26 protein-coding genes and 1 pseudogene are annotated in these 25,499 nt (G+C 72.5%); 17 read left to right on the top strand and 10 right to left on the bottom strand.

What is annotated here, in order from left to right; all coding sequences use genetic code 11:
* Positions 1 to 64: 64 nt before the first annotated feature.
* Together KIF24_RS23775 and KIF24_RS34150 are read right to left on the bottom strand one after the other, a co-directional pair.
* Positions 65 to 1,051, bottom strand: a complete 987-nt coding sequence (locus tag KIF24_RS23775) for an aldo/keto reductase (RefSeq protein WP_221085918.1) — start codon at positions 1,049 to 1,051, stop codon at positions 65 to 67.
* A gap of 98 nt (positions 1,052 to 1,149) precedes the next feature.
* Positions 1,150 to 1,272 (bottom strand): hypothetical protein, encoded by a 123-nt coding sequence (locus KIF24_RS34150; protein WP_269440637.1) that lies wholly within the window; start codon positions 1,270 to 1,272, stop codon positions 1,150 to 1,152.
* A gap of 244 nt (positions 1,273 to 1,516) precedes the next feature.
* On the opposite strand from KIF24_RS34150, the pseudogene KIF24_RS23765 reads away from it, so the two are divergent.
* The 3 genes and pseudogenes from KIF24_RS23765 to KIF24_RS23755 all read left to right on the top strand — a co-directional run.
* Positions 1,517 to 2,020 (top strand): annotated as a pseudogene (locus KIF24_RS23765) (sensor histidine kinase); the annotation flags it as partial.
* Positions 1,996 to 2,721 carry a response regulator gene (locus KIF24_RS23760; protein WP_221087521.1) on the top strand — a complete coding sequence of 242 codons (726 nt, stop codon included), beginning with the start codon at positions 1,996 to 1,998 and terminating at the stop codon, positions 2,719 to 2,721. The pseudogene KIF24_RS23765 and the gene KIF24_RS23760, both read left to right, overlap by 25 nt.
* Positions 2,722 to 2,857: 136 nt before the next feature.
* Positions 2,858 to 3,397, top strand: a complete 540-nt coding sequence (locus KIF24_RS23755; protein WP_221085917.1) for a hypothetical protein — start codon at positions 2,858 to 2,860, stop codon at positions 3,395 to 3,397.
* Between the two features lie 84 nt (positions 3,398 to 3,481).
* Here KIF24_RS23755 and KIF24_RS23750 read toward each other — a convergent pair whose 3' ends face one another.
* On the bottom strand, positions 3,482 to 4,264 hold the full coding sequence (locus tag KIF24_RS23750) for a D-Ala-D-Ala carboxypeptidase family metallohydrolase (protein ID WP_221085916.1): 783 nt from the start codon (positions 4,262 to 4,264) through the stop codon (positions 3,482 to 3,484).
* A 298-nt stretch (positions 4,265 to 4,562) separates the two neighbouring features.
* Here KIF24_RS23750 and KIF24_RS23745 point away from each other — a divergent pair, with 298 nt between their 5' ends.
* Positions 4,563 to 5,192 carry a DUF6642 family protein gene (locus tag KIF24_RS23745; protein WP_221085915.1) on the top strand — a complete coding sequence of 210 codons (630 nt, stop codon included), beginning with the start codon at positions 4,563 to 4,565 and terminating at the stop codon, positions 5,190 to 5,192.
* Between the two features lie 19 nt (positions 5,193 to 5,211).
* A complete protein-coding gene (locus tag KIF24_RS23740; protein WP_221085914.1) occupies positions 5,212 to 5,676 on the top strand; it encodes a PPOX class F420-dependent oxidoreductase in 465 nt (154 codons plus the stop codon).
* A gap of 285 nt (positions 5,677 to 5,961) precedes the next feature.
* Here KIF24_RS23740 and KIF24_RS23735 read toward each other — a convergent pair whose 3' ends face one another.
* Together KIF24_RS23735 and KIF24_RS23730 are read right to left on the bottom strand one after the other, a co-directional pair.
* Positions 5,962 to 6,606: an NAD(P)-dependent oxidoreductase gene (locus KIF24_RS23735; protein WP_221085913.1), complete on the bottom strand. Its 645-nt coding sequence runs from the start codon at positions 6,604 to 6,606 to the stop codon at positions 5,962 to 5,964.
* A gap of 57 nt (positions 6,607 to 6,663) precedes the next feature.
* Positions 6,664 to 7,890: a serine hydrolase domain-containing protein gene (locus KIF24_RS23730; RefSeq protein ID WP_230416877.1), complete on the bottom strand. Its 1,227-nt coding sequence runs from the start codon at positions 7,888 to 7,890 to the stop codon at positions 6,664 to 6,666.
* 79 nt (positions 7,891 to 7,969) lie between these two features.
* Between KIF24_RS23730 and KIF24_RS23725 the strand changes: the two genes are divergently transcribed.
* The 5 genes from KIF24_RS23725 (at position 7,970) to KIF24_RS23705 (ending at position 11,216) form a co-directional block, all read left to right on the top strand.
* Positions 7,970 to 8,566, top strand: coding sequence for a pentapeptide repeat-containing protein (locus KIF24_RS23725; RefSeq protein WP_221085911.1), 597 nt, complete (start codon positions 7,970 to 7,972; stop codon positions 8,564 to 8,566).
* 123 nt (positions 8,567 to 8,689) lie between these two features.
* Positions 8,690 to 9,616 (top strand): hypothetical protein, encoded by a 927-nt coding sequence (locus KIF24_RS23720; RefSeq protein ID WP_331461257.1) that lies wholly within the window; start codon positions 8,690 to 8,692, stop codon positions 9,614 to 9,616.
* 108 nt (positions 9,617 to 9,724) lie between these two features.
* Positions 9,725 to 10,162, top strand: coding sequence for a nitroreductase family deazaflavin-dependent oxidoreductase (locus KIF24_RS23715; RefSeq protein WP_221085909.1), 438 nt, complete (start codon positions 9,725 to 9,727; stop codon positions 10,160 to 10,162).
* Positions 10,163 to 10,327: 165 nt separating this feature from the next.
* Entirely contained in the window at positions 10,328 to 10,633 is a 306-nt protein-coding gene (locus KIF24_RS23710; RefSeq protein WP_221085908.1) for a hypothetical protein, read from the top strand.
* 301 nt (positions 10,634 to 10,934) lie between these two features.
* Positions 10,935 to 11,216, top strand: coding sequence for an adhesin (locus KIF24_RS23705; RefSeq protein WP_221085907.1), 282 nt, complete (start codon positions 10,935 to 10,937; stop codon positions 11,214 to 11,216).
* A 9-nt stretch (positions 11,217 to 11,225) separates the two neighbouring features.
* On the opposite strand, the gene KIF24_RS23700 is transcribed toward KIF24_RS23705, so the two are convergent.
* Positions 11,226 to 11,651, bottom strand: coding sequence for a beta family protein (locus tag KIF24_RS23700; RefSeq protein WP_230415858.1), 426 nt, complete (start codon positions 11,649 to 11,651; stop codon positions 11,226 to 11,228).
* Positions 11,652 to 11,918: 267 nt separating this feature from the next.
* Between KIF24_RS23700 and KIF24_RS23695 the strand changes: the two genes are divergently transcribed.
* Positions 11,919 to 12,815 carry a sulfotransferase domain-containing protein gene (locus tag KIF24_RS23695; RefSeq protein ID WP_221085906.1) on the top strand — a complete coding sequence of 299 codons (897 nt, stop codon included), beginning with the start codon at positions 11,919 to 11,921 and terminating at the stop codon, positions 12,813 to 12,815.
* 198 nt (positions 12,816 to 13,013) lie between these two features.
* Here the strand turns inward: KIF24_RS23695 and KIF24_RS23690 are convergent, their stop codons facing one another.
* The gene (locus tag KIF24_RS23690; protein ID WP_221085905.1) at positions 13,014 to 14,258 is read right to left on the bottom strand and encodes an FG-GAP-like repeat-containing protein; all 1,245 of its coding nucleotides are present in this window, start codon (positions 14,256 to 14,258) and stop codon (positions 13,014 to 13,016) included.
* Positions 14,259 to 14,329: 71 nt separating this feature from the next.
* The gene (locus KIF24_RS23685) at positions 14,330 to 15,994 is read right to left on the bottom strand and encodes an FG-GAP-like repeat-containing protein (protein ID WP_221085904.1); all 1,665 of its coding nucleotides are present in this window, start codon (positions 15,992 to 15,994) and stop codon (positions 14,330 to 14,332) included.
* Positions 15,995 to 16,144: 150 nt separating this feature from the next.
* On the opposite strand from KIF24_RS23685, the gene KIF24_RS23680 reads away from it, so the two are divergent.
* The 5 genes from KIF24_RS23680 to KIF24_RS23660 all read left to right on the top strand — a co-directional run bounded on the left by KIF24_RS23680 (position 16,145) and on the right by KIF24_RS23660 (position 22,634).
* Positions 16,145 to 16,333, top strand: coding sequence for a helix-turn-helix domain-containing protein (locus KIF24_RS23680; RefSeq protein ID WP_221085903.1), 189 nt, complete (start codon positions 16,145 to 16,147; stop codon positions 16,331 to 16,333).
* A gap of 86 nt (positions 16,334 to 16,419) precedes the next feature.
* Positions 16,420 to 19,626, top strand: coding sequence for an AfsR/SARP family transcriptional regulator (locus KIF24_RS23675; protein ID WP_221085902.1), 3,207 nt, complete (start codon positions 16,420 to 16,422; stop codon positions 19,624 to 19,626).
* A 62-nt stretch (positions 19,627 to 19,688) separates the two neighbouring features.
* The gene (locus KIF24_RS23670) at positions 19,689 to 20,090 is read left to right on the top strand and encodes a hypothetical protein (protein WP_221085901.1); all 402 of its coding nucleotides are present in this window, start codon (positions 19,689 to 19,691) and stop codon (positions 20,088 to 20,090) included.
* Between the two features lie 251 nt (positions 20,091 to 20,341).
* The gene (locus KIF24_RS23665) at positions 20,342 to 20,734 is read left to right on the top strand and encodes a cupin domain-containing protein (RefSeq protein WP_221085900.1); all 393 of its coding nucleotides are present in this window, start codon (positions 20,342 to 20,344) and stop codon (positions 20,732 to 20,734) included.
* A gap of 103 nt (positions 20,735 to 20,837) precedes the next feature.
* Positions 20,838 to 22,634 (top strand): glycoside hydrolase family 15 protein, encoded by a 1,797-nt coding sequence (locus KIF24_RS23660; RefSeq protein ID WP_221085899.1) that lies wholly within the window; start codon positions 20,838 to 20,840, stop codon positions 22,632 to 22,634.
* A 27-nt stretch (positions 22,635 to 22,661) separates the two neighbouring features.
* Here KIF24_RS23660 and KIF24_RS23655 read toward each other — a convergent pair whose 3' ends face one another.
* Positions 22,662 to 23,855 (bottom strand): threonine synthase, encoded by a 1,194-nt coding sequence (locus KIF24_RS23655; protein ID WP_221085898.1) that lies wholly within the window; start codon positions 23,853 to 23,855, stop codon positions 22,662 to 22,664.
* A gap of 183 nt (positions 23,856 to 24,038) precedes the next feature.
* Here KIF24_RS23655 and KIF24_RS23650 point away from each other — a divergent pair, with 183 nt between their 5' ends.
* Positions 24,039 to 24,827 (top strand): aldo/keto reductase, encoded by a 789-nt coding sequence (locus tag KIF24_RS23650; protein WP_221085897.1) that lies wholly within the window; start codon positions 24,039 to 24,041, stop codon positions 24,825 to 24,827.
* On the opposite strand, the gene KIF24_RS23645 is transcribed toward KIF24_RS23650, so the two are convergent.
* Positions 24,733 to 25,440 (bottom strand): GNAT family N-acetyltransferase, encoded by a 708-nt coding sequence (locus KIF24_RS23645; protein WP_221085896.1) that lies wholly within the window; start codon positions 25,438 to 25,440, stop codon positions 24,733 to 24,735. The two genes, KIF24_RS23650 and KIF24_RS23645, sit on opposite strands and share 95 nt — an antisense overlap.
* Positions 25,441 to 25,499: the final 59 nt, after the last annotated feature.

Genomic DNA, 25,499 nt, shown 5'->3' with positions numbered 1-25,499 from the left:
GCCCACGGTGCCGGTCCGCACACCACCGGCCGGCAGCGGCCCGGAGGCCGTTGTCGGCCCCCGGTTACCAGGCGGTGTCGAGCCGGTGCCGCTGCTCGGGCGTCAGCTCCAGGTCGACGGCGCCGAGGCTCTCCTCCAACTGCGCCACCGACGAGGCCCCGACCAGCGGGACGGTGGGGATCTCGCCACCGATCAGCCAGGCCAGCACCACCTGGTTGGCCGTCGCCCCGGTCTGCTCCGCCACCTCCCGCAGCGCGGCCAGCCGGACCGGCGCGCTCGGCAGGTCGTACGCCGCGCCCAGCGGCTTGTCCGACCGGGTGTAGGCGCCCTGCAGCAGCGACCCGTACGACACCAGGGTCAGGCCGGGCTCGGTCCGCAGGTAGCTGGTCAGGTCGCCGCCGGCCGCGCCCACGTTGCCGTCCTGGTCCAGGTCGCTGGGCCCGTCCAGGCGGGACGCCAGGTAGCTGCGGTGGTACTGGAGCACCTCGTATCCGGGCAGCCCGGCCGCGGCGGCCAGGGCACGGGCCCGCTCCAGCCGCCAGGCGCGGTGGTTGCTCGCGCCGAGCAGCCCGACCGTGCCCTCGCCGACCAGCTCGGCGAAGCCCTCCACGGTCTCGGAGACCGGGACCTGGTGATCCTCGATGTGGGCGTAGAGCAGGTCCAGCCGCGCGACACCGAGGCGCTCCCGGCTGCGCTCGGCGGACTCCCGGATGACCTTCGCCGACAACCCCTCCGGGTTGTCGAGGTAGCTGGTGCCGGGGGCCAGCGGCCGCGCGCCGAGCTTGGTGGCGATGACGATCTCGTCACCGACGCCGCGGCTGCGCCGCCACCGGCCGAGCAGTTCCTCGCTCTCCCCGCCCTGCCCGCCGTTCGTCCAGAACGCGTAGTTGTCCGACGTGTCGATGAAGGTGCCACCCGCCTCGACGAAGCGGTCCAGGATCGCGTAGGAGGTGGCCTCGTCGGTCCTGGTGCCGAAGAGCATGGCGCCGAGGCTGAGCACGCTGACCTCGCGGCGGGTGCGCGGGTCGGTGCCGATGGTGCGGTACCGCATGGAAACCCCTTTCGTGCGCCCGAACGGATGGACGCGGCACCAGCCTGCGTCTTCGAGCGCACTCGAGGTCAACCCCGCATCCGGCCAGCACCGGTCGTTCAGGCCGGGAGGTAGTCGAAGGTGTCCGGGTGCCAGCCCCGCCGGCCGGACTCGCCCCGGTCCAGCTGGGTGCTCCGCTCCATCGCGGCGTCGTCCAGCTCGAAGTCCGCCCGAAGGTCCATCGGCCGCGGCACCGGAGTCCGGTGCGCAGCTGCGGGCCGTCCCCATACCGTGTGTTCCTGTCTGATCTCAATGGGTAGAGGAGTCGTACCGTGCCGCAAATGCCGGACCTGCCGTTCGGGCTGGAGTACGCGGCACTCGGGCTCTTCCTGTTGGCGCTGCTCCTCGGCGTGGTGCAGCAGTTCTTCGCCGACTGGATCAGATCCGTGCTGGCGCGGCTGTGGGGGCTGGTCGCGGGTCGGCGGCGGGGCATCCGCCCCGACGAGTGGCGCCGCTACCGCGCCCCTCCGCGAGGTGATCGGGGTGCTGCGCGCCGAGGCGTCGCTCACGGACGACCCGGAACGCCCCCAGCCCACCCTCGAAGACCTGCCCGCGCTGGTCGCCGAGTCCCGGACCGCCGGGGTCCGCGTCGACCTGCGGGACCAGGTCGCGGGGCCGGACCGGCTGCCGGCCGCCCTCGGCCGCAGCGTCTACCGGATCGTCCAGGAGGGGCTCACCAACGCCCGCAAGCACGCCGGCGGCGCCGCCGTCACCGTCGGTCTGAACGGGCGACCCGGCGACGGGTTGACCGTGGAGATCCGCAACCGTTGGCCGGTCGGCGAGACCGCCGGTGCGCCGATCCCCGGCACCGGTACCGGCCTGGTCGGCATCGCCGAGCGGGTCAACCTCGTCGGCGGGCGGCTGGAGCACGGCCGCGACGAACGGGGCGACTTCCGGCTCGCCGCCTGGCTGCCATGGCCGGCGCCGTGACCGGCCCCGCCCACGTCACCGGCCCCGCCGCGACGAGCGGCGCCGGTCCGGTCCGGGTCCTTATCGTGGACGACGACGCGTTGGTACGGGCCGGTCTGTCGATGATCCTGGGCGGCACGCCCGACCTCAAGGTGGTCGGCGAGGCGGCCGACGGCAGCGAGGTCGTCCGGGCCGTGGCCGCCTGCCGGCCGGACGTGGTGCTGATGGACATCCGGATGCCGCGGCTGGACGGGCTGGCCGCCACCGAGACGCTGCGGGCGCGACCCCGGCCACCCGAGGTGCTCGTGCTGACCACCTTCGACGCCGACGAGCACGTCCTGCGGGCGCTGCGGGCGGGGGCCGGCGGTTTCCTGCTGAAGGACACCCCACCGGTCGAGATCGTGCGGGCGGTGCGCCGGGTGGCGGCGGGCGAGGCGACGCTGTCCCCGACGGTCACCCGCATGCTCATCGAGCACGTCACGGCGGGGGCGGCGGTCGATCCGGGCCGGGAACGGGCCGCCCGGCTGCTCGCCGGCCTGACCGAGCGGGAACGTGCCGTCGCGGTGGCGCTGGGGCAGGGCCGCACCAACGCCGAGATCGCCGCGGCGCTGTTCATGAGCGTGGCCACCGTCAAGGCGTACGTCTCGCGCCTGCTGACCCGCCTCGGCCTCAACAACCGGGTGCAGGTGGCCCTGCTCGTCCACGACGCCGGGCTGGTCTGAGCCCGCGGCGGGCGCGGCCGGCGGTCGACCGAGGACGGCCCCGATAACGATTTGAACTTTCCCGCCCCGGGGGCCGTACCACTCTGCGAGGTGCGGTGCTCAAGCGCACCGCTACCGGAGCTGCGGGAGGTCTGCCGTGCGAGTTGATGAGCAGTCGACGGATCCCATCGATCAGATTCTGGGGGAGTTGCCGGTCCCGACGCCGTTGACCCCTGAGGACGTCCGGCTGGCCGTCCGGGCAGTGGTCGTGCACGCGGCGGAGGAGTGGCCGTCCGGGGCACTGTGCCGCAACGACGGGGCCCGGTTCCCCTGCCGGCTGCACCGTTGGGGCCGGCAGGTGCTGCTGAACCACGGGCTCAACGAGCGACAGCTCGACGCCCTCATCCGGCACGGCAACCCGTTCGTGCACGTGCCGTTCCCGTTCCTGGTCAACGGGCCGGCGGCGGGGCGTACCCCGCCGCACGTCCGGCGGGTGCCGATCGTGGCTACCCGCCGCCGCGTACCGACCGGACCGCGGGCCGCCCGGTGCGGCCGGACCGGGCCGCCGGTTACCCGGCGCGTGGTCCGGCCCCCGGGTCGCCGCCGCTCCGGCGGCGCGGTCCGGTGTCCGGGCTCCCGGCTCCGGCCGGCCGGTGGCACCCCCGCCACCGCGCCGCGCTGGCCGCGGGCGAGCTGAGAGGGCTCGCCCGCCGGCCGTACGACGCCGGCCCGGAGCGCGCGGTCGTTCCCGCCCGCCCGGGCCGGCGTCGCGGCCCCGGTGTCAGCCGGCCGGAATTCCGCAGTCCGGCGCGGCCCAGTAGGTGCCGTTCGCGTTGCGGTCCTGGTTGTTCTCCCGCCGCGAGTCGACGTGGACGTGGGTGTTGTGGCCTCGCACGCCCGGCCCGATGATCCCGCTGAAGCCGTGGTTGCGGGCCTGGCGGGCGATCTGGCACAGCGACCTGTCGCGCGAGATGAGGTCGGCGGCGTTGCCGTACAGGTGCTGGCTGTCGGACGCCCCGCCGACCTGGATGTTGCAGGTGCGGCTGCGGAAGCCGCTGGTGACGATGAGTGGCTGCTCGCCGAGGCTCTTCCGCAACGCCTCCAGCTTCCACATCGTGCGCAGGGCGTTCTGCCGGGTCTGCGAGCTGGTGAGCGGTCCGCCACTCCATCCGCTCCCGCCGCAGCCGTTGTCCATCTCGCTCCAGGTGAAGTGCTGCGGCGTGCAGTCGCTGTCCTGGATCTGGTACAGCTTCCCGAAGGTCTGCGGGCCGGCGATTCCGTCGACCTTGATGCCGTACGCGGACTGGAAGCGACGCAACGCCGCGGCGGTCTTCGGGCCGAACCGCCCGTCGAGTTCGACGATGTCGCGGTTGCCGGCCCAGCCGGCCAGCCGCAGTTGCAGCTCACGCACGTCGCTACCGGAGCGCCCCTGATAGAGGTTGCGGTTCCAGGTGTAGCAGGCGTCCGCGTGGGCCGTTGGTGCGGCGACCACCGTGGCGATCGCGGCGCCCGGCAGGGCCAGGGCAAGGGCGACGACAGCCCGTTTCAAGGTGTGTACGCGCACAGAAGTCCTCCCGTTAAGCAGCGATTGGGGTGGCATCCGGGACTTCGACCGGACCGTCCCGTGAATCCACCCTCGCACCGGCCGGGCCGTTTGGCGGCAATTAACGAGAATTGTCCTCACGATTTGTCGTACCTGAGCCTTGCCTGGGAATTGCGCTTATTTGCGAAACGGGCATTCGCCCCCGAGTCGCCGCAGAACCGTTACTAGCGCGCGGAAAGTCGCAGCGGATGACACGGAGGGTGATGTTTCCTGGCCTGGCGGGCCCGGTAACGTCAGCGCGGGTGACGAGGGAGGCGGCGTGGCGCGCGGTGGCATCTTCTGCGTCGAGGGTCAGTGGCACCGGGATCTCAACGATCGCGGATCCGTGCTGCCCACCCTCGAACTGCTCGAACGGCTGGGCAAGGTTCGCTTCATCCACAAGGACGCGGCCACCCGGGACGAGCTGTTCTACTTCATCGATCGCTGGCTGCTCAAGCAGTACGCGGACCATCGGCTGGGCTTCTTCGCGATGCACGGCGAGCCGAACCGGCTGTGCCTGACCGACTGGCAGTCGGTCGAACTCACCGAGGTGGCCGAGCTGATGGCCGGGCGCAGCGAGGGGCGGCGACTCTACTTCGGCAGCTGTTCGGTGCTGCGCGCCCCCGAGCCGGTGCTGCGTGAGTTCCTCGACGTGACCGGCGCCGCGTTGATCTGCGGCTTCACCCGCGAGGTGGACTGGGTCGAGTCGGCGGCCTTCGAGACCGTCCTGCTCGACGTGCTCGCCAACGGCCAGCGGCACAACGCCGCCGAGTTGCGGATGGGTTCGGCGCACTGGGCGCCCCTGGCGTCGTACCTAGGCTTCCGGATCATCTACGCCAACGGCCGGGCCTGGCGGCCGTCGGTGCGCCCCCGGGTGCCCAGCCAGCCGTCCGCCAGCCACCCCACCTGACGCCTGGTAGAAACGAACGATGCCACGCACGATCGCTCGTAACGCCCGGGTCGACCGGGACGGCCTGCTCGACTTCATCCGCCCCCGCCACCGGGTGCTGCTGATGACCACCCGCGCCGACGGCCGGCCGCAGTCCTCACCGGTCGCGGCCGGCGTCGACACCGAGGGCCGGCTGGTGGTCGCCACCTATCCGGAGCGGGCGAAGGTCGCCAACATCCGCCGGGATCCACGGGTGTCGGCATGCGTGCTCTCCGACGACTGGGACGGCCCGTGGGTGCAGGTCGACGGCACCGCCGAGGTGCTCGACCTGCCGGCGGCCCTCGAACCGCTGGTGGAGTACTTCCGCAGCATCTCCGGCGAGCACCCCGACTGGGACGAGTACCGGCAGGCGATGCTGCGCCAGGGCAAGTCCCTGATCCGGGTCAGCATCACCGGCTGGGGCCCGGTCGCCACCGGCGGCTTCCCGGCCCGGCTGGCCGACTAGCCGCGACTGGTCGGGGCTCGGCCGCAGCCGCTTGCTCTCGTCCGGGCGGGCGGCTTGCTCCCGTGCGGCCTTGCTTCCGCGCGGCGGGCGCGTGCGCCGGGTGGGCGGCTTGCCCCCTGCGGCGACTGTCGCGCTGATCCGTCTGTGCCGTCACGCGAGGCGCCCGGGGATCGGACAACCCCGCGATCCGTTTGTGCCGTCAGCTCGACAGGTTCCGCACCCACATGGCCGGCCTCCGCGGACCTCGAATCTCTCCGGCGAGCCGGCAATACCCAAGATCGTGAATCAGTAGGCGGCGGTGAAACGCATGTTGCGGAAGCGCGGGTTCTCGATCTCGTCGAGCACCGCGACGGCCAGGTCCTCATAGCTGAGCACGCTGCGGCCCTGCGCGTCGGTCACCGGCCGGTCGGTGCCGGTGCGGTACCGACCGGTGCGCTCGCCCGGGTGGAACTCCAGCGGCGGCGGGCAGAGGTAGGTCCAGGTCACTCCGTCGGCCGAGGAACGGTAGACCTCCAGGGCCTCCGCCTGGCCCAGGGCGGCGTCACGGTACTCGTCGGGAAAGTCCGGCTCGTCCACCAGGCGGGTCCCGGTCGGCGTGAGCAGGGTGGCCCCGCCGCCGACGTGGATGACCCGCGGCGCGGCCGGCATCGACCGCAGCACGTCGACCAGGGTCCGCGCCGCGTCGGGCCAGAGCGAGCGGGCCCCACCGCCGATCGTCACGACCAGCGCGTCCGCCTCCGGGGCCAACTCTCGTACGCTGCGGTCGCTGGTGGGATCCGCGGTGACGACCCGGACCCCGGCCGGCAGGTACGGCGCGTCCGCCTCCGGTCGGCGTACCGCGGCCACCACCCGGTGTCCCCGGTTGAACGCCTCGCTGACGATCCGCGAACCGGCGGTGCCGCCCGCGCCGAACACGACGATGTCGCTCACGTCCACCAGGCTATGGACCAGGCCCGGTGGTCGGCGGGGGAACGGCGATCCCGGCGCTCAGCCGACCAGCGCGGAGTAGACCAGCTGGCGCAGCTGCGGCCGGATCGGCCAGGTGCTCGACGGCATCAGCTGGGTGAAGAACATGGCGGTGACCTCCTCCGCCGGGTCGACCCAGAACGCGGTGCTGGCCACACCGCCCCAGTAGTACTCTCCGACGCTGCTCGGCAACCGGCTCGGTACCGGGTCGTCCACCACCGCGAAGCCGAGGCCGAAGCCGATGCCGTCCAGGGTCGTCTCGGCGAACCCGCCGGTGGACAGGGTGCCCAGGTCCTGACCGCCGGGCAGTTGGTTGCGGGCCATGAAACGCACCGTGCGCGGGCCGAGCAGGCGCGTCCCGTCCAGTTCTCCGCCGCGCAGCAGCAGCTGGGTGAACCGGTGGTAGTCGGCGGCCGACGAGATCAGCCCGCCGCCACCGGAGAGCAGTGTCGGCTTCTCGTACGCCAGCTCACCGAGCGCGTCGTGGCGCACCGCGCGGCCGGTCGCCGGGTCCGCCGCGTACAGCGCGGCGAGCCGGTCGGCGTCGGTGCCGTCGACGTGCCAGCGGGTGTCGCCCATGCCCAGCGGGCGCAGGATCCGTTCGGTGAGGAAGGTGTCCAGGCTCTGCCCGGACACCACCTCGATCAGCCGGCCGAGCACGTCGGTGGCGACCGAGTATCCCCAGGCGGTGCCGGGCTGGAACAGGAGCGGCAGCTCGCCGAAGACCCGGCACGCCTCGGCCAGGTCGACCTCCGTCGGTGGGTACAGGTCGTAGCCGGCGGCGCGGTACAGGCCGTCGACCACCGAGGTCTGCATGAAGCCGTACGTCAGCCCGGCGGTGTGGGTGAGCAGGTGCCAGACCCGGATCGGCTCGATCGCCGGCACGGTGTACGGCTTGAGCGTCGATCCCTTCGAGTAGACCCGCATGTCGGCGAATTCGGGCAGCCAGCGCCCGACCTCGTCGGTCAGCTCGAAGCGGCCCTCCTCCCAGAGCATCATCGCCGCCACCGAGGTGACCGGCTTGGTCATGGAGTAGATCCGCCAGAGGGTGTCCGGCTCGACCGCGGTGCCGGCCTCGCGGTCGCGCAGCCCGTACGTCGAGCTGTGCACGATCTCGCCGCGCCGGGTCACCACCGCCTGCCAGCCGGCCAGCCGGCCGTCGTCGACGTACCCGCCGAAGTGCTCGTCGATCCGGGACAACCGGGCCGGGTCGAAGCCGACCTGCTCCGGCTCGATGCTGGGTGCCATGCTCACCCGACCGAACCTACCGGCCGGTACCGGGGGTCGGGAAGGCGTCGTTGTCGGTGTCACTGGTTAGCCTCCTCGCATGCCGGAGCCGATCGAGGACGTCACCTTCCACGACGAGGACTGGTACGCGGAGGAGCTGGCCGACCGGCATTTCATCGGCTGCACCTTCCACCGGCTGGATCTGACCGAGGCGACCAGCGCAGGAGCGGTCTTCGACGGCTGCACCTTCGGCGACGTGCAGTTCAACGTCTCCCGGCACACCGATTCGGCCTTCACCCGGTGCGTCTTCACCCGGTGCAACCTGTTCGAGGCGGAGTTCACCGGCTGCAAGCTCGTGGGCAGCACCTTCGATCGCTGCGACCTGCGACCGCTGACGGTCACCGGGGGCGACTGGTCGTTCGTCACCCTGGCCGGGGCCGATCTGCGCGGCGGGCGGTTCACCGCCGTACGCATGCGGGAGACCGACCTGTCCGGCGCCGACCTGACGGGGGCGACGGTGACCGGGGCCGACCTGTCCGACGTGGCGTGGCGTGGTGCCCGGCTGTCCGGTGCGGACCTGCGCGGCAGCGACCTGACCGGGCTGGATCCGACGGTGGTCCAGCGGGCCGGCACGGTCATCGACGTGGTGCAGTCCGTGAGCCTCGCGCGGGCTCTCGGCTTCGACATCCGCGGCTGACCCGCGGCCCAACCGGGGGCTTCGCCCTAGCGCGCAGGGTCTCCCCAATGCGAATGTGAGTCGTCCACGCGAACCGGGTGGAGCGTGCCGGCGCGAGTCCGGTCCGGCGGAAGTGGAGGGTCGGTGGCGGAGGAAGACCAGGCACGGGCAACTGATCGCGGCGGATCCGGCCGGCACCGCGACCCGGCGACCCGGCGGCCCGCGCCCGGTCGGGAGGGCGCGACCCGTGCCTCGGCCCGCCGGCTCGACCGGGCCCGCAGGCGGCGCCGCGGCGCGGTGGAGACGGTCGCGGCCGTCGCCGGCCTGCTGGCCCTGGTCGGCTACGTGAACTGGTGGTCGGAGCCCACCGGGGAGGACCCGGCCGAGCCGGACGGCCTGCCGGCCGTGGTCGGCCGCCCGAGCCTGCCCAGCAACCAACCCACCGGTCAGGCCGTGCCGGGTCTGCGGCCCCGCGAACGCTCGCCGAGCCCCAGCCCCACCCCGGCCTCGCCGTCGCCACCGGCGGTGCCGGTGTCGGTGAGCGTCAGCCGGGTGGACATCCCGGCGACGGTGGACCTGACCGAGTCGGGCGAGCGCGACTGGGTGCACTGGGGGCTGGGTGGCGATCGGGCGACGGTGCGCAAGCGCGACGGTTCCGCGGAGATCCGCGACCTGGGCGGCCGGGGTGAGCGGCGCGGCTGGGACGGCAACCAGGAGATGTTCCGATGGCGCGACGGCGCGCCGGTGAGGTCCGTCGACGCCACCCCCGACGGGGTCTACACCTGCGGGGTGGACAGCGGCTTCACTCTCGCCGTGACCACCGACGGCCGGTACCGCACCGCCACCGTCTACCTCGGTGTGTGGATGGCCCGTGGCCGGTTGGAGGCGCGGCTGACCGGCGGCCCCAGCCGGACGCTGCGGCTGGAGGAGCGGCACACCAGCCGGTCCGCCGGGGCGACCATCCGGTTCCGGGCGCCCGAGGGGGGCCGGCTGCTGCTCACCTGGACGGTGGAGGAGAGCTTCACCCGGCACTGCGGCAACGTCGGCCTGCAGGCCGTCGCGTTGCGCTGACGGCAGTCGGGTCGCGCCGCCGCCGGGCCGGCCGACCGCGGGTTGAGCAGCCAGCGGCGCCGTCCAGCAGTAGCGTGGTCGGTGATCGACCACGAACCGGGAGGACCGATGACCACAGGTGAACAGGTGCTGGACAGCCCCACGGGGTGGGTGGCCGAGCACATCAACCGGTACGTCGACACCGACGGGGCCGACGGCCACGAGTGGCGGCCGGGCGTCTACACGTTGTTGCTGACCACCCGTGGCCGGCGCAGCGGCGCACTACGGCGGACCGCCCTGATCTACGGCCGGGCCGGTGACGCGTACACCGTGGTCGCCTCACAGGGCGGCGATCCCCGGCACCCGGCCTGGTATCTCAACATGTTGGCCGAGCCACAGGTGCAGGTGCAGGTCGGTGCCGAGCGGTTCACCGCCCGATCCCGGACCGCCAGCGCGCCGGAGCGGGCGCAACTGTGGCCGGCGATGGCCGCCATCTGGCCGGCCTACGACGACTACCAGGCCAGGACCGACCGGGAGATCCCGGTGGTGCTGCTCGAACGCGTCTGACCTGCGATCTAGCGCCCGCAGCCGGCATCGTCGGGGCGGCTGCGGGTTGGCTGCGCACCCAGCCGGCCGGCTGAGCCGGCGGGACAGTTTGTCCGTCACCCGGTCTCCGGCGGATCGTAACGTCCTGCTGTCCGTGTTCGACTGTCCTGTGTGGAGGCCAGGCCGATGAACAACAGCAGCAGGACCGTCTGTCCGCCCACCGGCGAGCGGCCCGGAGTGGGGCTGCGGGAGATCCCGCTGCCGCCGTACGTGACCGCCGAGGACGCTCAGTTCGCCGTCCGGGCCGTCGTGGTGCACGCGCCCCGGAACTGGTCGGGGGGCACGGTCTGCCGCAACGACGCCAGCCCGCATCCGTGCCGCCTGCACCGCTGGGGCACCCGGGTTCTCACGCTGCGTGGCCTGCACGCCGCAGACATCGCCGCGCTGATCGAACGCGGCGACCCCGCCGCTCCACTGCCACCCACCGCCTGAGGCCGGGGTCGCGGCCGACGGTACGGATACCCGCCCGGCGGGTCGTCATGCCCGCCATCGCATCGGTGGTTGCCTATTTGACGGATTCCCCTGAACCGGGCACCGTGGGTGGTGGAAGGGGCCCGAGCTGCCCCGATGCGGCGGTGGGTGGCCACTGCCCGGCCGTACGCTGCCGGGCTTGGCCAGCGCGGAATGCCGCCGACACATCTGTGCCGGTGCGCGGGCCGATATCGGCCCGCCGGCGGATAAGCGAAAAATGCGTCCGCGCCGGGAGCCGAGAGAACCCATGAGGAGTCCCGCCATGCTCACGATGACCGACAACGCCGTTCTGGTGATCCGTGATCTCGCCGCTCAGCAGGAAGTTTCCGAGGGTGGTGGCGTACGCATCGCCGCGGACACCACGGCCGGTTCCCTCACCGTCGAACTGGTCCCCGCGCCGGTGGACGGTGACCATGTGGTCGACAACCAGGGCGCCCGGATCTTCCTCGACTCCGACGCCGCGGACCTGCTCGGCGAGGCTTCGGTCGATGCGAGCGTCGACGACGAGGGCGTCGTGCAGTTCGGGTTCAGCGAGAAGGAGTAGATCCGGCGGTCAACCGGCGCGGCGGGTCTCCCCGCCGCGCTGCTTGCGGTGGCGGTTCGGCGTCGCGCCGGGGCGCCCGGCTCCGCCCGCACCACCGGACCCAGCGCGTCCAGCACGTGGGCCAGGTGGTGCGAGGTGCTCCACGCGCGTCGCTGGCATGCCGCCGGCCACCACGCTCGCCGAGCGCCAGGCGTACCGGCGGGCCCAGCCCAGCGCTCGCCGGACCCGGGGCTCAACCGCCCGGACGTCCGCCGCGCAGCACACGTCACCGCAGTCGATCAGCAGGTCGCACTGCTCGGGGGCCAGCCGTCCGTACCGCCAGATCCGCTCCACCGCCACGGTGGTGGTGTCCGGGCCTGTCCGGTGCTGACGGACCCGCAGCCGAACCACGGCCCGCCGGGCGTGGGCCCGGGCCGCGAAGCCGAGCGCCGCCAACCGCCGCTCGCCGTCCGCCAGCCCGATGACCGGTAGCAGCGGCGCACCCCAGCGGGGCCAACTCGGATCCCGCCAACTCGGGCAACTCGCCGAGGGCCTCCAGCTCTCCTCGCCGGGCGGCGAGGACGGGGCGGTAGACCGGTTCCTCCGCCCGACCCCTGCGGGCGGGCACCATAATTCAATGTAGCCAAACGATTACCCAGCTCACAGGGGCGGGTGGCCGCAAATCCCGGGCGGGGTGTCAGCTCTCCGACTAATGTCACCGCGGTGTCCGACGCCCTGACCCGATACAGGTCCGCCGACGAGGACAGCGCCCGCTGGCAGGAGTTCCCCTTCCGCCCGGGGGACATCGTGATCAGCACTCGCTCGAAGAGTGGGACGACCTGGATGCAGATGGTCTGCGCGCTGCTGGTGCTGCGCACACCGGAACTGCCGGCACCGCTGACCGAGCTGTCACCCTGGCTGGACTGGCTGGTCGAACCGCAGGAAGTGGTGTACGCGCGGCTGGCGGCCCAGCGGCACCGTCGGTTCATCAAGACCCACACCCCGCTGGACGGCGTGCCGGGCGATCCTCGCGCGCACTACGTGGTGGTGGCCCGCCACCCGCTCGACATGGCGGTGTCCCTGCACCACCAGAGCGTCAACCTGGACCGCGCCCGCCTGGCCGAACTGACCGGCCAACCCGCGGTGCCGCAGCAGAGCGGCCCCCGGCAGCCGGTCGAGCAGGCGCTCGTACGCTGGATCGACGCCGATCCGGACCCCCGGGCCGAGTTGGACTCGCTGCCCGGCGTCATGTGGCACCTGCGGGGCGCCTGGGCCCGCCGCCACCGGCCCAACGTTCACCTCGTGCACTACGACGACCTCCGTGCCGACCTGCCCGGGCAGATGCACCGGCTCGCCGAGCGGCTGGGCCTCCAACCGCCCGGGCCCGACCTGGTCGAGGCGGCGACGTTCGATCGGATGCGCGCCCGGGCCGACCTGCTTGCGCCGGACCCGGCGGGGGTGTTGAAGGACCGGCGGGCCTTCTTCCGCAGCGGTCGCTCTGGCCAGGGCAACGCCCTGCTCGACGAGGAGACCCGGGACCGGTACCGCGCCCGTGCCGCCGCGCTGGCGCCGCCGGACCTGCTGTCCTGGCTGCACCGCGGCCCGGCCCGGCCGCGCTGATCCGGCCCCGGCCCGCCCGGTCAGTCGTCGTGCCGGTCGTCGCGGCGCTGGTCGCGGCGGTCAGCGTCGACTGCCGCGACCGGTTGTCGTCGGCCGCCGCCACGCTCAGGAACACTCCGGCCGCGGTGAGCACCGCCGTCGCGCCGCCGACCGACGCCGGAGGCCCGCCCGCATCGACCGGGCGGGCCTCCGGTGCTGCTACCAGCTGCCGAGGACGAGTCGGCCGGCGACGCGGTCGAGGTTCATCTGGCCGCCGGTGTACCAGATGCCGTCCCAGTCGTTGCCGTTGAGGAATGTGTGTAGGCCCCAGGTGCCGTCGGTGTTTTGGTAGGCCATGACGATGTCGTCTCGGCCGTCGCCGTCGACGTCGCCTGAGGCGACTCGGTCTCCGACGTTGTTGAGGGCGAAGGTTCCGGAGTTGTAGTCGGTGGCGCGGTTGAATGAGTTGCCGTCGGAGGTCCAGCGGTAGATGCGCATGGTTCCGTCGCCCATGTCGTAGACGAGTGCGGGTTCGCTGCGGCCGTCGCCGTTGACGTCGCTGAGGACGAGTCGGCCGGCGACGCGGTCGAGGTTCATCTGGCCGCCGGTGTACCAGATGCCGTCCCAGTCGTTGCCGTTGAGGAATGTGTGTAGGCCCCAGGTGCCGTCGGTGTTTTGGTAGGCCATGACGATGTCGTCTCGGCCGTCGCCGTCGACGTCGCCTGAGGCGACTCGGTCTCCGACGTTGTTGAGGGCGAAGGTTCCGGAGTTGTAGTCGGTGGCGCGGTTGAATGAGTTGCCGTCGGAGGTCCAGCGGTAGATCCGCATCGTCCCGTCGCCCTGGTCGTACACGACCGTCGGCCCAGCCGGACGGCGCCACACCGCGTCGACCAGAATCTGTGCGTCGCCGGCCTGCGGTTGGTAGCGCTCAGGAAACGCGGACACCTGAACCCGCTGGCAGACCACGCCGATCGGCGCGGTCTGCCAGGCCCCGTTCGGGTACAGGCTGATCATCTTGTTGAGGAACGCATTGGTGGCCCACTCCGGGTCCAGCCGCTGTGACCGCGAGCCCCACGACGCCCGCTGCTGGAAGATCCCGAGGCTGTCATGGTCGACCTCCTCGCTGATGTTGCGGATGGAGCTTTCCACGATCGCGGTGGTGATCGCGATCACCGCGGCGCGTTTGGGCAGCCCGCGCTTCTGCACGGCGGTGACCACCGCCCGCAGGCAGGAGGCGGTGTAGGCGCTGACCGCATTGCGCATCTTGGCGGAGAGCCGAGGGTTGACGAAGTCGGCGACAGCCTGGTCACCGGCGGTGGGACCGCTCTCCACGCAGGGCGCGACGGCCGCGGCGAGGAGCAGCTGCGGGCTCGGCTCGGCGAGGGCGGGTGCCGGCGCGGTCACGACGGCGGCGACGGTGAGCGGAAGAGTCAGCCCAAGAGTGGTACGAAGGCCAGGAAGCATCGTCGTCCTTAAGGGGTGCGGATCCCGGGCGGCCGGGCGCGGTGCCACGGCCGCCCGAGTGGATGAGAGGGCTACCAGCTGCCGAGGACGAGTCGGCCGGCGACGCGGTCGAGGTTCATCTGGCCGCCGGTGTACCAGATGCCGTCCCAGTCGTTGCCGTTGAGGAATGTGTGTAGGCCCCAGGTGCCGTCGGTGTTTTGGTAGGCCATGACGATGTCGTCTCGGCCGTCGCCGTCGACGTCGCCTGAGGCGACTCGGTCTCCGACGTTGTTGAGGGCGAAGGTTCCGGAGTTGTAGTCGGTGGCGCGGTTGAATGAGTTGCCGTCGGAGGTCCAGCGGTAGATGCGCATGGTTCCGTCGCCCATGTCGTAGACGAGTGCGGGTTCGCTGCGGCCGTCGCCGTTGACGTCGCTGAGGACGAGTCGGCCGGCGACGCGGTCGAGGTTCATCTGGCCGCCGGTGTACCAGATGCCGTCCCAGTCGTTGCCGTTGAGGAATGTGTGTAGGCCCCAGGTGCCGTCGGTGTTTTGGTAGGCCATGACGATGTCGTCTCGGCCGTCGCCGTCGACGTCGCCTGAGGCGACTCGGTCTCCGACGTTGTTGAGGGCGAAGGTTCCGGAGTTGTAGTCGGTGGCGCGGTTGAATGAGTTGCCGTCGGAGGTCCAGCGGTAGATGCGCATGGTTCCGTCGCCCATGTCGTAGACGAGTGCGGGTTCGCTGCGGCCGTCGCCGTTGACGTCGCTGAGGACGAGTCGGCCGGCGACGCGGTCGAGGTTCATCTGGCCGCCGGTGTACCAGATGCCGTCCCAGTCGTTGCCGTTGAGGAATGTGTGTAGGCCCCAGGTGCCGTCGGTGTTTTGGTAGGCCATGACGATGTCGTCTCGGCCGTCGCCGTCGACGTCGCCTGAGGCGACTCGGTCTCCGACGTTGTTGAGGGCGAAGGTTCCGGAGTTGTAGTCGGTGGCGCGGTTGAATGAGTTGCCGTCGGAGGTCCAGCGGTAGATCCGCATCGTCCCGTCGCCCTGGTCGTACACGACCGTCGGCCCAGCCGGACGATCGTCCTCGACGATGTTGTCGTACCGGATCGGGGTGTAGAGCCCGGCGTACGACTGCGTCCAGGTGCGCTGCACGGTGTCCCGGCTGCCCGTCTGCTCGATCACCACCGGCTGGGTGTGCGCCGAGTCCGCCCACTCGACGAACAGCGCCACGTGGTTCTCGCTCGGGTCACCCGTGTGCCGCAGCAGCGCGTCGCCCGACTTCAGTGAGCCGCGGGAGATCGTGTAGGCGCGGTCCATCAGGTTGCCGGTCCAGAACGCGCTGCCCGAACCGCCCAGGCCCCACGCCATCGCGACGAAGCCGGAGCAGTCGGTGCGGTAGTCACCGTACTGGTTGCCGTAGCAGCGGACCTGGCTGTATGGGACTCCGACGTTCAGCCAGCTCCGGGCGCGGGTGAGCGCCTGTGACCGGGACATATTCCGGTCGGCGCCGTTGTTGTCGCACGGCGTCGGCGTGGTGTCCACCGCGAGGAAGGTCCGGTTCGGCAGCGGGGGCAGGTCCGGGTAGAACGGCAGTGGCGGGTTACCGGGCGGGGCCGGCTCCGCCGCGTCAGGCGCCGCCGGCGGGGCCGCCAGCACCGGCGCGGACAGGGCCGGGCCGGCGAGCAGCGCCAGCGGCAGTGCGAGCCCGGCGGCCAGCCGTCGGGCTCGGCCGACCGAATATTGATAATGCGTCCTCAACAGTCCTCCCGTGATGTCTGCGGGGCCAGGCCGGCACCGCTTCACCGAGAGCCTGCCAACCGTGGCTGTTGGTCGGCTGGAGGGACAACTCCCGTACCGGATCCGTACTAGGCTCACCATTCGATCTATCGAAGGCGGTAACGGTCGTACATGGATGGACACGGGGAGTTGGGTCTGGGTCGGCTGCTGCGCGACGCACGCGTAGAGCGCGGCCTCACCCAGCAGGAGTTGGCCGTGCGGGCTGGCGTCGGCGTCGGCACGGTCCGCGACCTGGAACAGGGACGCAGCAGCCGTCCGCGAGCCAGCTCCGTGCAGGCGCTCGCGGGCGCACTCAGCTGAGCCGGCGGCGCCGCGCCGAGCTGCAGCAGCTGGCCCATGGACGACCGCCCCGCGCCGCTGCGCCCAGCGGACCGGTACGCCTCGCGGTGCTCGGCCCGCTCACCGCGACGCGCGCGGGCGAGGCGGTGCCGCTCGGCTCCGGCCGTCACCAGATCGTCCTCGCGCGACTCGCCCTCACGCCGAACCGTCCGGTGAGCATCGAGGAGCTGATCGCTCTGCTGTGGGGCGATGGCGCACCACCGTCCGCGGCGAACGTCGTGCAGACCCACGTCAGCCGCCTGCGGCGGCTACTCACATCGCGGAACGAGCCGGACCGTCCGGCGCTGCTCACGCTCGCACCCGGCGGATACCGCCTGTGCGTCGACGACGACCAACTCGATCTGGTGGCGTACCGGTCCCGGCTGGCTCAGGCCCGCCGGCCCGGCCTCGAACCGCAACGCGCGTTCGACCTGCTGGACGACGCCCTGGACCGGTGGCGTGGCGACCAGGCCGCCGAGGATGTGCCAGAGCTGGATGGCGATCCGTTGGTCACCGCGTTGGGCGACGAACGCGTCGAGGCAACCATCCGGCTGGCCCGGCTGGGCGAGACCCTGCGCCGACAGTCGCAGGTGCTGCCGCTGCTGCGCCGGCTGGCCGCCCAGCATCCCTGGCACGAGTCGCTGCATGCCCGGCTCGTCGTGGCGCTCGCCGAGTCCGGGCAGCAGGCCGCCGCGCTCGATGCGTACGACGGCGTCCACCGCCGACTCACCGAGGAACTGGGCATCGACCCCGGCACCGAGCTGATCGACGCCCGCCAGTCCGTTCTTACCGGGCAGGGAGTGCCGCGCGGGCATATCACCGCCGGCCCGACGCGGCCGTGGCAGGCGCCCGCTCCGCCGCTCGACTTCACCGGGCGCGACGCCGAGCTGGACCGGGTGAAGTGGCTCCTGCGATACCCGCCGCACGGCCGCGGCGCCCCGCCGATGGTGGTGTGCGTGATCTCCGGAATGGCCGGGGTGGGCAAGACGAGCCTGGCCCTGCAGGTCGCCCGGTCCGTGCGGTCCGACTTCCCGGACGGCCAGATCTACCTGGACCTGCGCGGGGCCGACCAGCGGCCGGTGGACGTCCCGTACGCCCTCGCCCGACTGCTCCGCGCACTCGGCGTCGAGGGACGCGCCATCCCCGGCGACGTCGACGAGGCGGCCGCGTTGTACCGCAGCGTGCTGATCGACCGCCGAGTTCTGGTGATCCTCGACAACGCCCGCAACGCGGCTCAGGTGCGCTGGCTGCTGCCCGGCCCGGGAGGCAGCGCGGTGCTGGTCACCAGCCGCAACCGCTGTGCCGAGCTGGACGGCGCGTCGTTGGTGGACCTACCGGTGCCCGGCATCGACGAGGCGCTCGGCATGCTCGCGGCACGGATCGGCCGGTCTCGGGTGCAGGCGGACCGGGCGAACGCGCAGGCGCTCGTCGAGGCGTGCGGACGGCTACCGGTGGCGTTGCGGGTCGTCGCCAGTTGGCTGGCCGTACACCCTGACCGTACGCTGGGTGACCTGCTCGACCGCTTCGCCGACGAGCGGGCCCGGATGACGCAGCTCGCCATCGGCGACGTGGCCGTGACCACCAGCTTCGAGCTCGGCCACCGGGAGCTGGCACCGCTGCCGGCCGAGGTGTTCCGGTCCGCCGCGCTCATCCCTGGCGCGTCCTTCTCCGCGGCCGCGGTGGCGGCCCTGGTGCCGGCAGGCGAGCCGGCGGTCCGGCGGGCGCTGAGCGCCCTGACAGCCGACCACCTGTTGCAGGCCGACGGCAACGGACGCTACCGCTTCCACGACCTGCTGCGCCTCCACGCAGCCCGGTCCGCGGAGCAGGCGCAGAGCCCGGCGGACCGCTCGGCCGCGCTCGGCCGGCTGTTCACCTGGTACCTGACCCGGACCGTGGCCGCGATGCAGCTGGTGTACGCGGAGATGGTCAGGCTCCCGGTCGACGTCGAGCTCGGTCCGTCGCCGTTCCCGGACACCGACGCGGCGATGGCCTGGCTCAACGAGGAGATCGACAATCTGGTCGCCGGGATCGAGGCGGCCGCCGCCGGTCCGCACCGGGCTCGCGCCTGGCAGCTCGCCGATCAGCTGCGCGGCTACTTCTTCGTGCGCCGGGACGCCGTGGCGTGGCTGGCCAGTGGAGAGGCCGGGCTCGCCGCGGCGGAGGCGGCCGGCGACGAACGCGCGCAGGCCGCCATGCACCAGACGATCGGGCAGGCGTACTGGGCGATCGGCCGCCCGGAGCCGGCGGGAGAGGCATACGGACGGGGCGTGGCCGCGGCTGCGCGCAGCGGCTGGCTGGTCGGCGAGGCGTACCTGGTGCACAATCTCGGCCTGGTACACGCCGAGCGTGGCCGGTTGGACGAGGCGGAGGCGCTGTATCAGCGCACGCTGCGGATCAGCACCGGCCCAGGGTTCGACCACATCCGCGCGGTCACGCTGAACGACCTCGGCACGATGTGCCAGGAGCGGGGCGAGTTCCACGAGGCGGTGCGCTACTTCGAGGCGGCGCTGGCCATCAACCGGGGGGCAGCCCGTCGCCCGTCGTCGATCGCGAACCGCGCGAATCTGGGCATGGTGTTACGCCAGTTGGAGGACTTCGACGCGGCCCGCGGTCACCTCGACGCCGCGCTGGAGCACTACCGTGCCACCGGCTCGCGCAACGGTCAGATGGCCGTGCTGGACGAGCTCAGCCAGCTGTACCGTCAGCTCGGTGAGTGGTTCCCCGCGGTGGAGACGGCCGTCGCCGCGCTCCGCATAGCCCGGGAGCTTCGCGATGTCCGGTCCGAGGCCGGAATCCTCAACACGTTGGGATTCGCGCTGCTCGGCACCCGGGCGGTCAGCGACGCGCAGGAGCGGTTCACCGAGGCGCTCGCGCTGAGCCGCCGGTACGGTTACCGCTACTACGAGGCGCAGGCCGGGGTCGGCCTGAGCGAGACGCTGCTGTACGACGACGCGATCGGTCAGGCGTACGCGACCGCGCAGGAGGCCTGCGAGACCGCCGGCCGCAAGGCATACCGGGCGGTGCAGGGCGATGCGCTGCTCGTGCTCGCCCGGGCGGCTCTGGCGATGGGCGACCGGCACGCCGCCTCCTGGCACGGCCGGGCTGCCCGCGAGCTGCACCGGGCAACGAACCTGCCGGGCCGGATCCGCGCCTGCGACGCACTGCTGGCCCGCATAGACGCGGCTCCGCTGTCCCGTATCGGACAGCCGTCCGGCTGGCTGCCGGCGGGGAACGGGACATACGTTCGAGGTACAAAGGGGGCTGATCGGCGCTGATCCCCCTTAGTCGCCACAACCAGACATGCCAGGACGGCTCGGCCGGGCTGGGGAGGAGAGCGATGTCCAGCGCGAGGGCCAGGAGCAGAGGCCAGCCGGTGCCCGCGGAGGAGGCCGCTGCCCGCGCCGAGGCCGAACACACCACCTGCGCCGGCGCCGGCATGCCCCTGACCGCGAGGGTGTTGTTCGCGGTGGTCAACTCCGATGGCGTGTTGGTCCGGGGACTGGGTGCGGCGTCGGCCAACCGGCTGAGCACCGGGATGTACCAGGTGGTCTTCGACCAGGACGTGACCGGGGCCAGCTTCGTCGGCACCGTCGGCCTGCCGGGTAGCGCCGGGCTCGCCCCTGCCGGGCAGGTCGCGGTCGCCGGCCGTACCGGGATCCCGAACGCGGTCTTCGTGACCACCTTCGACGGCGCCGGAACGTCCGCCGACCGGCCCTTCCACCTGGCCGTGCTCTCCTGACGTCAACCCGGTGCCGCGACGCACACGAGCGCGCGGCGCCGTTGACCCGAGGGTCGAACGTCGCCGCGCTCGGCCGTCTCCCACCGCCGCAGCCGTAGGGCGGTACGTCAGCGGGGACCTGGCGTGACCGGACGGAGCCGATCGCTCGTGTCGATCCCCGCTGGGCGACGGTCCAAACCCTCCGGCCGTGGGGTATTCCACCATTTGCGAAGCATGGCGTGGCCGGGCCCGCAACGGGGTATCCAGCGACCATGGAGCACTTCACTATCGCCACCGTCGCCGAGAAGAGCCCGGACTTCCGGCGCGTGCTGTGGACCGGGGAGCACACCCAGCTGGTGATCATGACGATTCCGCCGGGCGGGGAGATCGGCAGTGAGGTCCACGAGGACATCGACCAGATCCTCACCTTCGTCAGCGGCGTCGGCGAGGCGCAGGTGGCCGGGAAGAAACGCGAGGTGGTGCCGGGCGATCTGGTGGTCGTACCGGCCGGGACCAGGCACAACTTCGTCAACACCGGGCCGAACCCGCTGGTCCTCTACACCGTCTACGGCCCGCCGGAGCACGCCGACCAGGCGGTCCACCGGACCAAGGAGGAGGCCGACGCCGCCGAGGAAGCCGGCAGGGACGAGCCCCCGACCTCCTGACGGGGCATCCGCCGGCCCGGGGTCCGGGCCGGCGGACCGCCGCACCGTCGGCGGTGCGGCGGTGCGGCGGTGAGGAGAACGACGATCCGGGTACGCCCACCGGATGGAGCAGCCGGCGATCTCCGACTACGGGTTCCTCTCCGACTGCCGCTCCGGCGCGCTGGTCAGCCGCGACGGCTCGATCGACTGGTGGTGCCCGAACCGGTTCGACTCGCCCTCGGTCTTCGGCCGGCTGCTCGACCCCGACGGCGGTCACTGGCGGCTCGCGCCGGTCGCCGTGCGGCGGACCGGTCACCGGGTGCAGCGGTCGTACCAGCCGGACACCCTGGTGCTGCGCACCGTGCATCACACCCCCGAGGGCAGCGTCGCGGTCACCGACGCGCTCGCCGCCGAGCCCGGCGCCCGCGCCCACGAGTTCGGCCTGCGCTCGCCGGCCGTGTTGCTGAGGGTCGTGCAGGGGTTGTCCGGCCGGGTGCAGATGGCCGTGGACTGCCGGCCCCGACCGGAGTACGGCCTGCTCACGCCGTATCTTCGGGAGCGCGCGGACGGTGCGGTGCTGGCCGGTGCCGGGCCGGTCGAGCTGGTGCTGCGCTGCGACGGGTTGCGGCTGCGGGCCGACCACGACCGGATCCGGCACACCTTCGAGGTCGAGGCGGGGCAGGTGCTCGGCTTCGACCTCGCGTACGCGCCCGCCTACGGTGATCCACCGGCGCAACTGGATCCGGTCCGGGCGCTGGACGACACGACCCGGGCCTGGCGGGCGTTCCGCGAGAGCCACCGGTACGAGGGCCGGTACCCCGAGGTGGTGCGGCACAGCGGGACGGTGCTCACCGGTCTGACGTACGCCCGCAGCGGCGCGGTCGCCGCGGCGCTGACCACGTCACTGCCGGAGCGGCTCGGCGGAGACCGCAACTACGACTACCGCTTCGCCTGGCTGCGTGACTTCGCGATGACGATGCGCGCCCTGTGGGTGGCCGCATGCCCGACCGAGGCGTCCCGGCTGTTCGACTGGGTGGCCCGCTCGGTCGGCCGGGTCGGCGCGGACCCGGTGCCCGTGCTGTTCGGGCTGGAGGGGGAGCGGGACGTCTCCGAGCACGCCTGCCCCCACCTGAGCGGGTACGCCGGCAGTCGGCCGGTGCGCATCGGCAACGACGCCTGGCGGCAGCGGCAGCTCGACGTGCCGGGCGAGATCGTCTCGGCGGTCTGGCGGTTGCGCGACTACCTCGGCGACGAGTTCACCGCCGAGCTGCGTGATCTGGTGCTGGGCCTGACCGAACAGGTCGCCGCCACCTGGCAGCTGCCCGACCGGGGCATCTGGGAGCCGCGCGACCGCGAGCGGCACTACCTGTCGTCGAAGGTGCTCTGCTGGGTGGCGATGGACAGGGCGGTGCGGCTGGCCCCGCACCTGGGAGAGCGGGCGGATGCTCGGCGCTGGGCAGGGGTCCGGGACGAGATCCGGGCCACCGTGCTCCGCGAGGGCTTCGACGAGCGCCGGGGTGTCTTCACCGGCGCCTTCGGCTCGTCCGAGCTGGACGCCGCGGCCCTGTACCTGCCGGTGGTGGGCTTCCTGCCGGCCACCGACCCGCGAATGCGGGCCACCATAACCGTGGTGGAGCGGGAACTGGGCGGTGACAGCGGACTGGTCCGCCGCTGGGACGACGACCCGGCCGGCTTCGTGCTCTGCTCGTTCTGGCTGGTGGAGTGCCTGGTGCTGGCCGGCGAGGGGGACCGCGCCGCGCGGCTGTTCGAGCGGGTGACCGGGCATGCCAACGACGTCGGGCTGTTCAGCGAACAGATCGACCTGAGCAGCGGAGCCCACCGGGGCAACATGCCGCAGGCGCTGTCGCACATCGGCCTGGTCAACGCCGCCTGGCGGCTGACCGACCCCACCGTGGGCTGACCGCCCGCGCCGGTCCGCCCGGCGGCCTCAGCCCGGCAGGACCGGCACGCCGGTGACGTCGATCGTCTCCGGGTACTTCAGGCCCGACCCGGTGTTGAGCACCACCACCCGCTCGCCCGCGCGGATCCATCCGCCGGCCCGCAGCTGGCGGGTGGCGGTCAGGCAGGCCGCCCCCTCCGGGCAGAGCAACAGGCCCTCCCGGGCGGCGAAAGCCCGCAGGTCGGCGAGGATCTCGGCGTCGTCGACGGCGATCGCCGTGCCGGCGGTGGCCCGCAGCGCGCTCAGGATCAGCTCGTCGCCCAGCGGGGCGGGGACGGTGATGCCGAACGCCGCCGTGTGCGCGTCCACCCACGGCTGGGCCCGGTCCTCCCCGGCGGCGAAGGCGCGCACGATCGGCGCGCAACCGGTGGACTGCACCGCCACCAGCCGGGGCAGCCGATCCTCGACCCAGCCCAGTTCCCGCAGCTCGCCGAGGGCCTTGTGGATGCCGATCAGCCCCACCCCGCCGCCGGTCGGGTAGACGATCACGTCGGGCACCTGCCAGCCCAACTGCTCGGCGATCTCGTACCCCATCGTCTTCTTGCCCTCCAGGCGGTACGGCTCGCGCAGCGTACCGGCGTCGAAGATGGTGCCCCCCGAGGCCGCGACGAGCGCGGCGACCTGGCGCCCGGCGTCGCTGATCAGTCCGTCCACCAGGCGCAGGTCGGCGCCGGCGGCGACGCACTCCCGGCGGCAGATGGTCGGCGCCGACAGCGGCATCGCGATCGTGGCGCCCATCCCGGCGCGGGCCGCGTAGGTGGCCCAGGCGGCGCCCGCGTTGCCGTTGGTCGGCATGGCGATCCGCCGGATGCCCAACTCGCGGGCCCGGCTCACGCCGACGGCGGCCCCGCGTGCCTTGAACGAACCGGTCGGGGTCAGGCCCTCGTCCTTGACCAGCAGGTCGTCGACCCCGATGTCCGCGCCGTAGGCCGGGGCCGGCAGCATCGGTGTCCACCCCTCGCCGAGCGTCGTGACACACGTCGGGTCGGTTACCGGCAGCAGCTCCCGGTAGCGCCACAGGTCGGCCGGGCGCAGCCCGAACCGCTCCGGCTCGACCACCCGCGCCGCCGCCGCGAGGTCGTATCGCGCCAGCAGCGGCGAGCCGCACCCGCAGAGGTTCTGCGGTACGGCGGCGTCGTGCTCCCGGCCGCAGCGCGGGCATTCGAGGTGGGTCAGGTACACGCTGCTGCTCCTCGCCGTCTCAGCTCACGTCCACGCTGCGCCAGGCGCGGCTGCGCCGCGCTTGCGGCGGTGCTCCGGCAGCCGGTCGGCCACACCCGTATTCTCCGGCAAACCGGACCGGTGTGCCCGGCGCCGGACCCGATTACGGGCATGCCACCGGTCATCAGGGGTAGAACAGTCGGTATGGACCATGCTGACCACCCGACCGCCATTCTTCCCGGTGACGTCCGGATCCCCCTGCTCGGCTTCGGCACCTGGCAGGCCACCGGGGAGGAGGGCTTCAAGGCGGTGCTCGCCGCGCTCGACGCCGGCTACCGGCACCTCGACACCGCCACCATGTACGGCAACGAGGAGGAGGTCGGCCGGGCGGTACGCGAGAGCGGGCTGCGCCGGGAGGACGTCTTCATCACCACCAAGCTGCCACCCGAGCGCGTCGGCCGGGAACGGGAGACGATCGAGGCGAGCCTGCGCGCCCTCGGCGTCGACTACGTCGACCTGTGGCTGGTGCACTGGCCGCCAAGCGATGCCGGCGACCTGATCCCGGTCTGGCGGGAGATGCTCGCGGCCCGCGACGCGAATCTGGCCCGCGCAGTCGGGGTCAGCAACTTCAGCACCGCCCAGATCGACGAGCTGATCCAGGCCACCGAGGAGAATCCGGCGGTCAACCAGATCAAGTGGAGCCCATGGCTGTACGACCGACGGCGGCACGCCGAGCACCGGGACCGCGGGGTGGTGCTGGAGGGCTACAGCCCGTTCAAGACCAGCGATCTGTCCGACCCGGTGCTGGCCCGGATCGCCGGCGCGCACAACGTCTCGCCCGCCCAGGTGGTGCTGCGCTGGCACGTCGACCACGAGATCGTGGCGATCCCCAAGTCGGTTACCCCGGAGCGGATCCGGGCCAACGCGGACGTGTTCGGTTTCTCGCTGACCGCCGAGGAGATCCGCGACATCGACGCCCTCGGCAGGTCCTGACCGTCACCGCCACTGCCGCCGCCCGACGCACGGCGGCCACCGGCTGAGCCGGGCCGTGCCCGATGGCAGCCTCAGCCGGTGGCCGGCGCCGGGGTGGTCGGCGCGGGGGTGGTTGGCGCGTGTGTGCCCAGCGGTGCAGCGCGTAGCGCCGTCCCTTGTCCTCCACGAACACCGGCTCGCCGCCGGTCGGCCGGAAGCCGGCTGACCGCGCCACGGCCGTGCTGCCCGCGTTGTCCGCCTCGATCTCCAGATAAACCGCCGGCAGACCCGCCACCGTGTGGGCGTACGCGGTGATCAACCGCAGGGCCCGACCGGCCAGGCCCCGACCCCGGTAGGCCGGACCGACTGCGTAGCCGACCGTGCCGGCGGCGAGGTTGATCATGATCTCGCCACGGGCCAGGTCGTCGCCGCTGGTGATCGCGAGGTAGATCCGGGCCTCGGCCTCCCGCGCCCGCCGGGCGGTGGCCAGGTAAGCCTTGGCGGCGGCCAGGTCGAACGGCGAGGCCATTGGCAGGCGGTAGGCCATCTCGTCGTGGTCGAAGATCGTCACCAGCTGCGCCAGGTCGCGCTCCGACCACTGACGCAGGACGACCCCGTCCCCCTCCAGACGCACGTCGTCCTCCCCGCCTTCGAGGTCTCCCAGTTTCCGCTCGTGGATGGCACCGCCTGGCC

The organism is Micromonospora tarapacensis (assembly GCF_019697375.1).
Taxonomy (GTDB): domain Bacteria; phylum Actinomycetota; class Actinomycetes; order Mycobacteriales; family Micromonosporaceae; genus Micromonospora; species Micromonospora tarapacensis.
This window is presented reverse-complemented; position numbering and strand designations above follow the sequence as displayed.

Coding starts and splice junctions, on each gene's coding strand:
- KIF24_RS23680 (WP_221085903.1), top strand. CDS start 16,145: ATGGATGGACACGGGGAGTTGGGTCTGGGTCGGCTGCTGCGCGACGCA.
- KIF24_RS23740 (WP_221085914.1), top strand. CDS start 5,212: ATGCCACGCACGATCGCTCGTAACGCCCGGGTCGACCGGGACGGCCTG.
- KIF24_RS23725 (WP_221085911.1), top strand. CDS start 7,970: ATGCCGGAGCCGATCGAGGACGTCACCTTCCACGACGAGGACTGGTAC.
- KIF24_RS23710 (WP_221085908.1), top strand. CDS start 10,328: ATGAACAACAGCAGCAGGACCGTCTGTCCGCCCACCGGCGAGCGGCCC.
- KIF24_RS23705 (WP_221085907.1), top strand. CDS start 10,935: ATGCTCACGATGACCGACAACGCCGTTCTGGTGATCCGTGATCTCGCC.
- KIF24_RS23665 (WP_221085900.1), top strand. CDS start 20,342: ATGGAGCACTTCACTATCGCCACCGTCGCCGAGAAGAGCCCGGACTTC.
- KIF24_RS23690 (WP_221085905.1), bottom strand. CDS start 14,258: ATGCTTCCTGGCCTTCGTACCACTCTTGGGCTGACTCTTCCGCTCACC.
- KIF24_RS23650 (WP_221085897.1), top strand. CDS start 24,039: ATGGACCATGCTGACCACCCGACCGCCATTCTTCCCGGTGACGTCCGG.
- KIF24_RS23775 (WP_221085918.1), bottom strand. CDS start 1,051: ATGCGGTACCGCACCATCGGCACCGACCCGCGCACCCGCCGCGAGGTC.
- KIF24_RS23670 (WP_221085901.1), top strand. CDS start 19,689: ATGTCCAGCGCGAGGGCCAGGAGCAGAGGCCAGCCGGTGCCCGCGGAG.
- KIF24_RS23715 (WP_221085909.1), top strand. CDS start 9,725: ATGACCACAGGTGAACAGGTGCTGGACAGCCCCACGGGGTGGGTGGCC.
- KIF24_RS34150 (WP_269440637.1), bottom strand. CDS start 1,272: ATGGACCTTCGGGCGGACTTCGAGCTGGACGACGCCGCGATGGAGCGG.
- KIF24_RS23660 (WP_221085899.1), top strand. CDS start 20,838: ATGGAGCAGCCGGCGATCTCCGACTACGGGTTCCTCTCCGACTGCCGC.
- KIF24_RS23730 (WP_230416877.1), bottom strand. CDS start 7,890: ATGGCACCCAGCATCGAGCCGGAGCAGGTCGGCTTCGACCCGGCCCGG.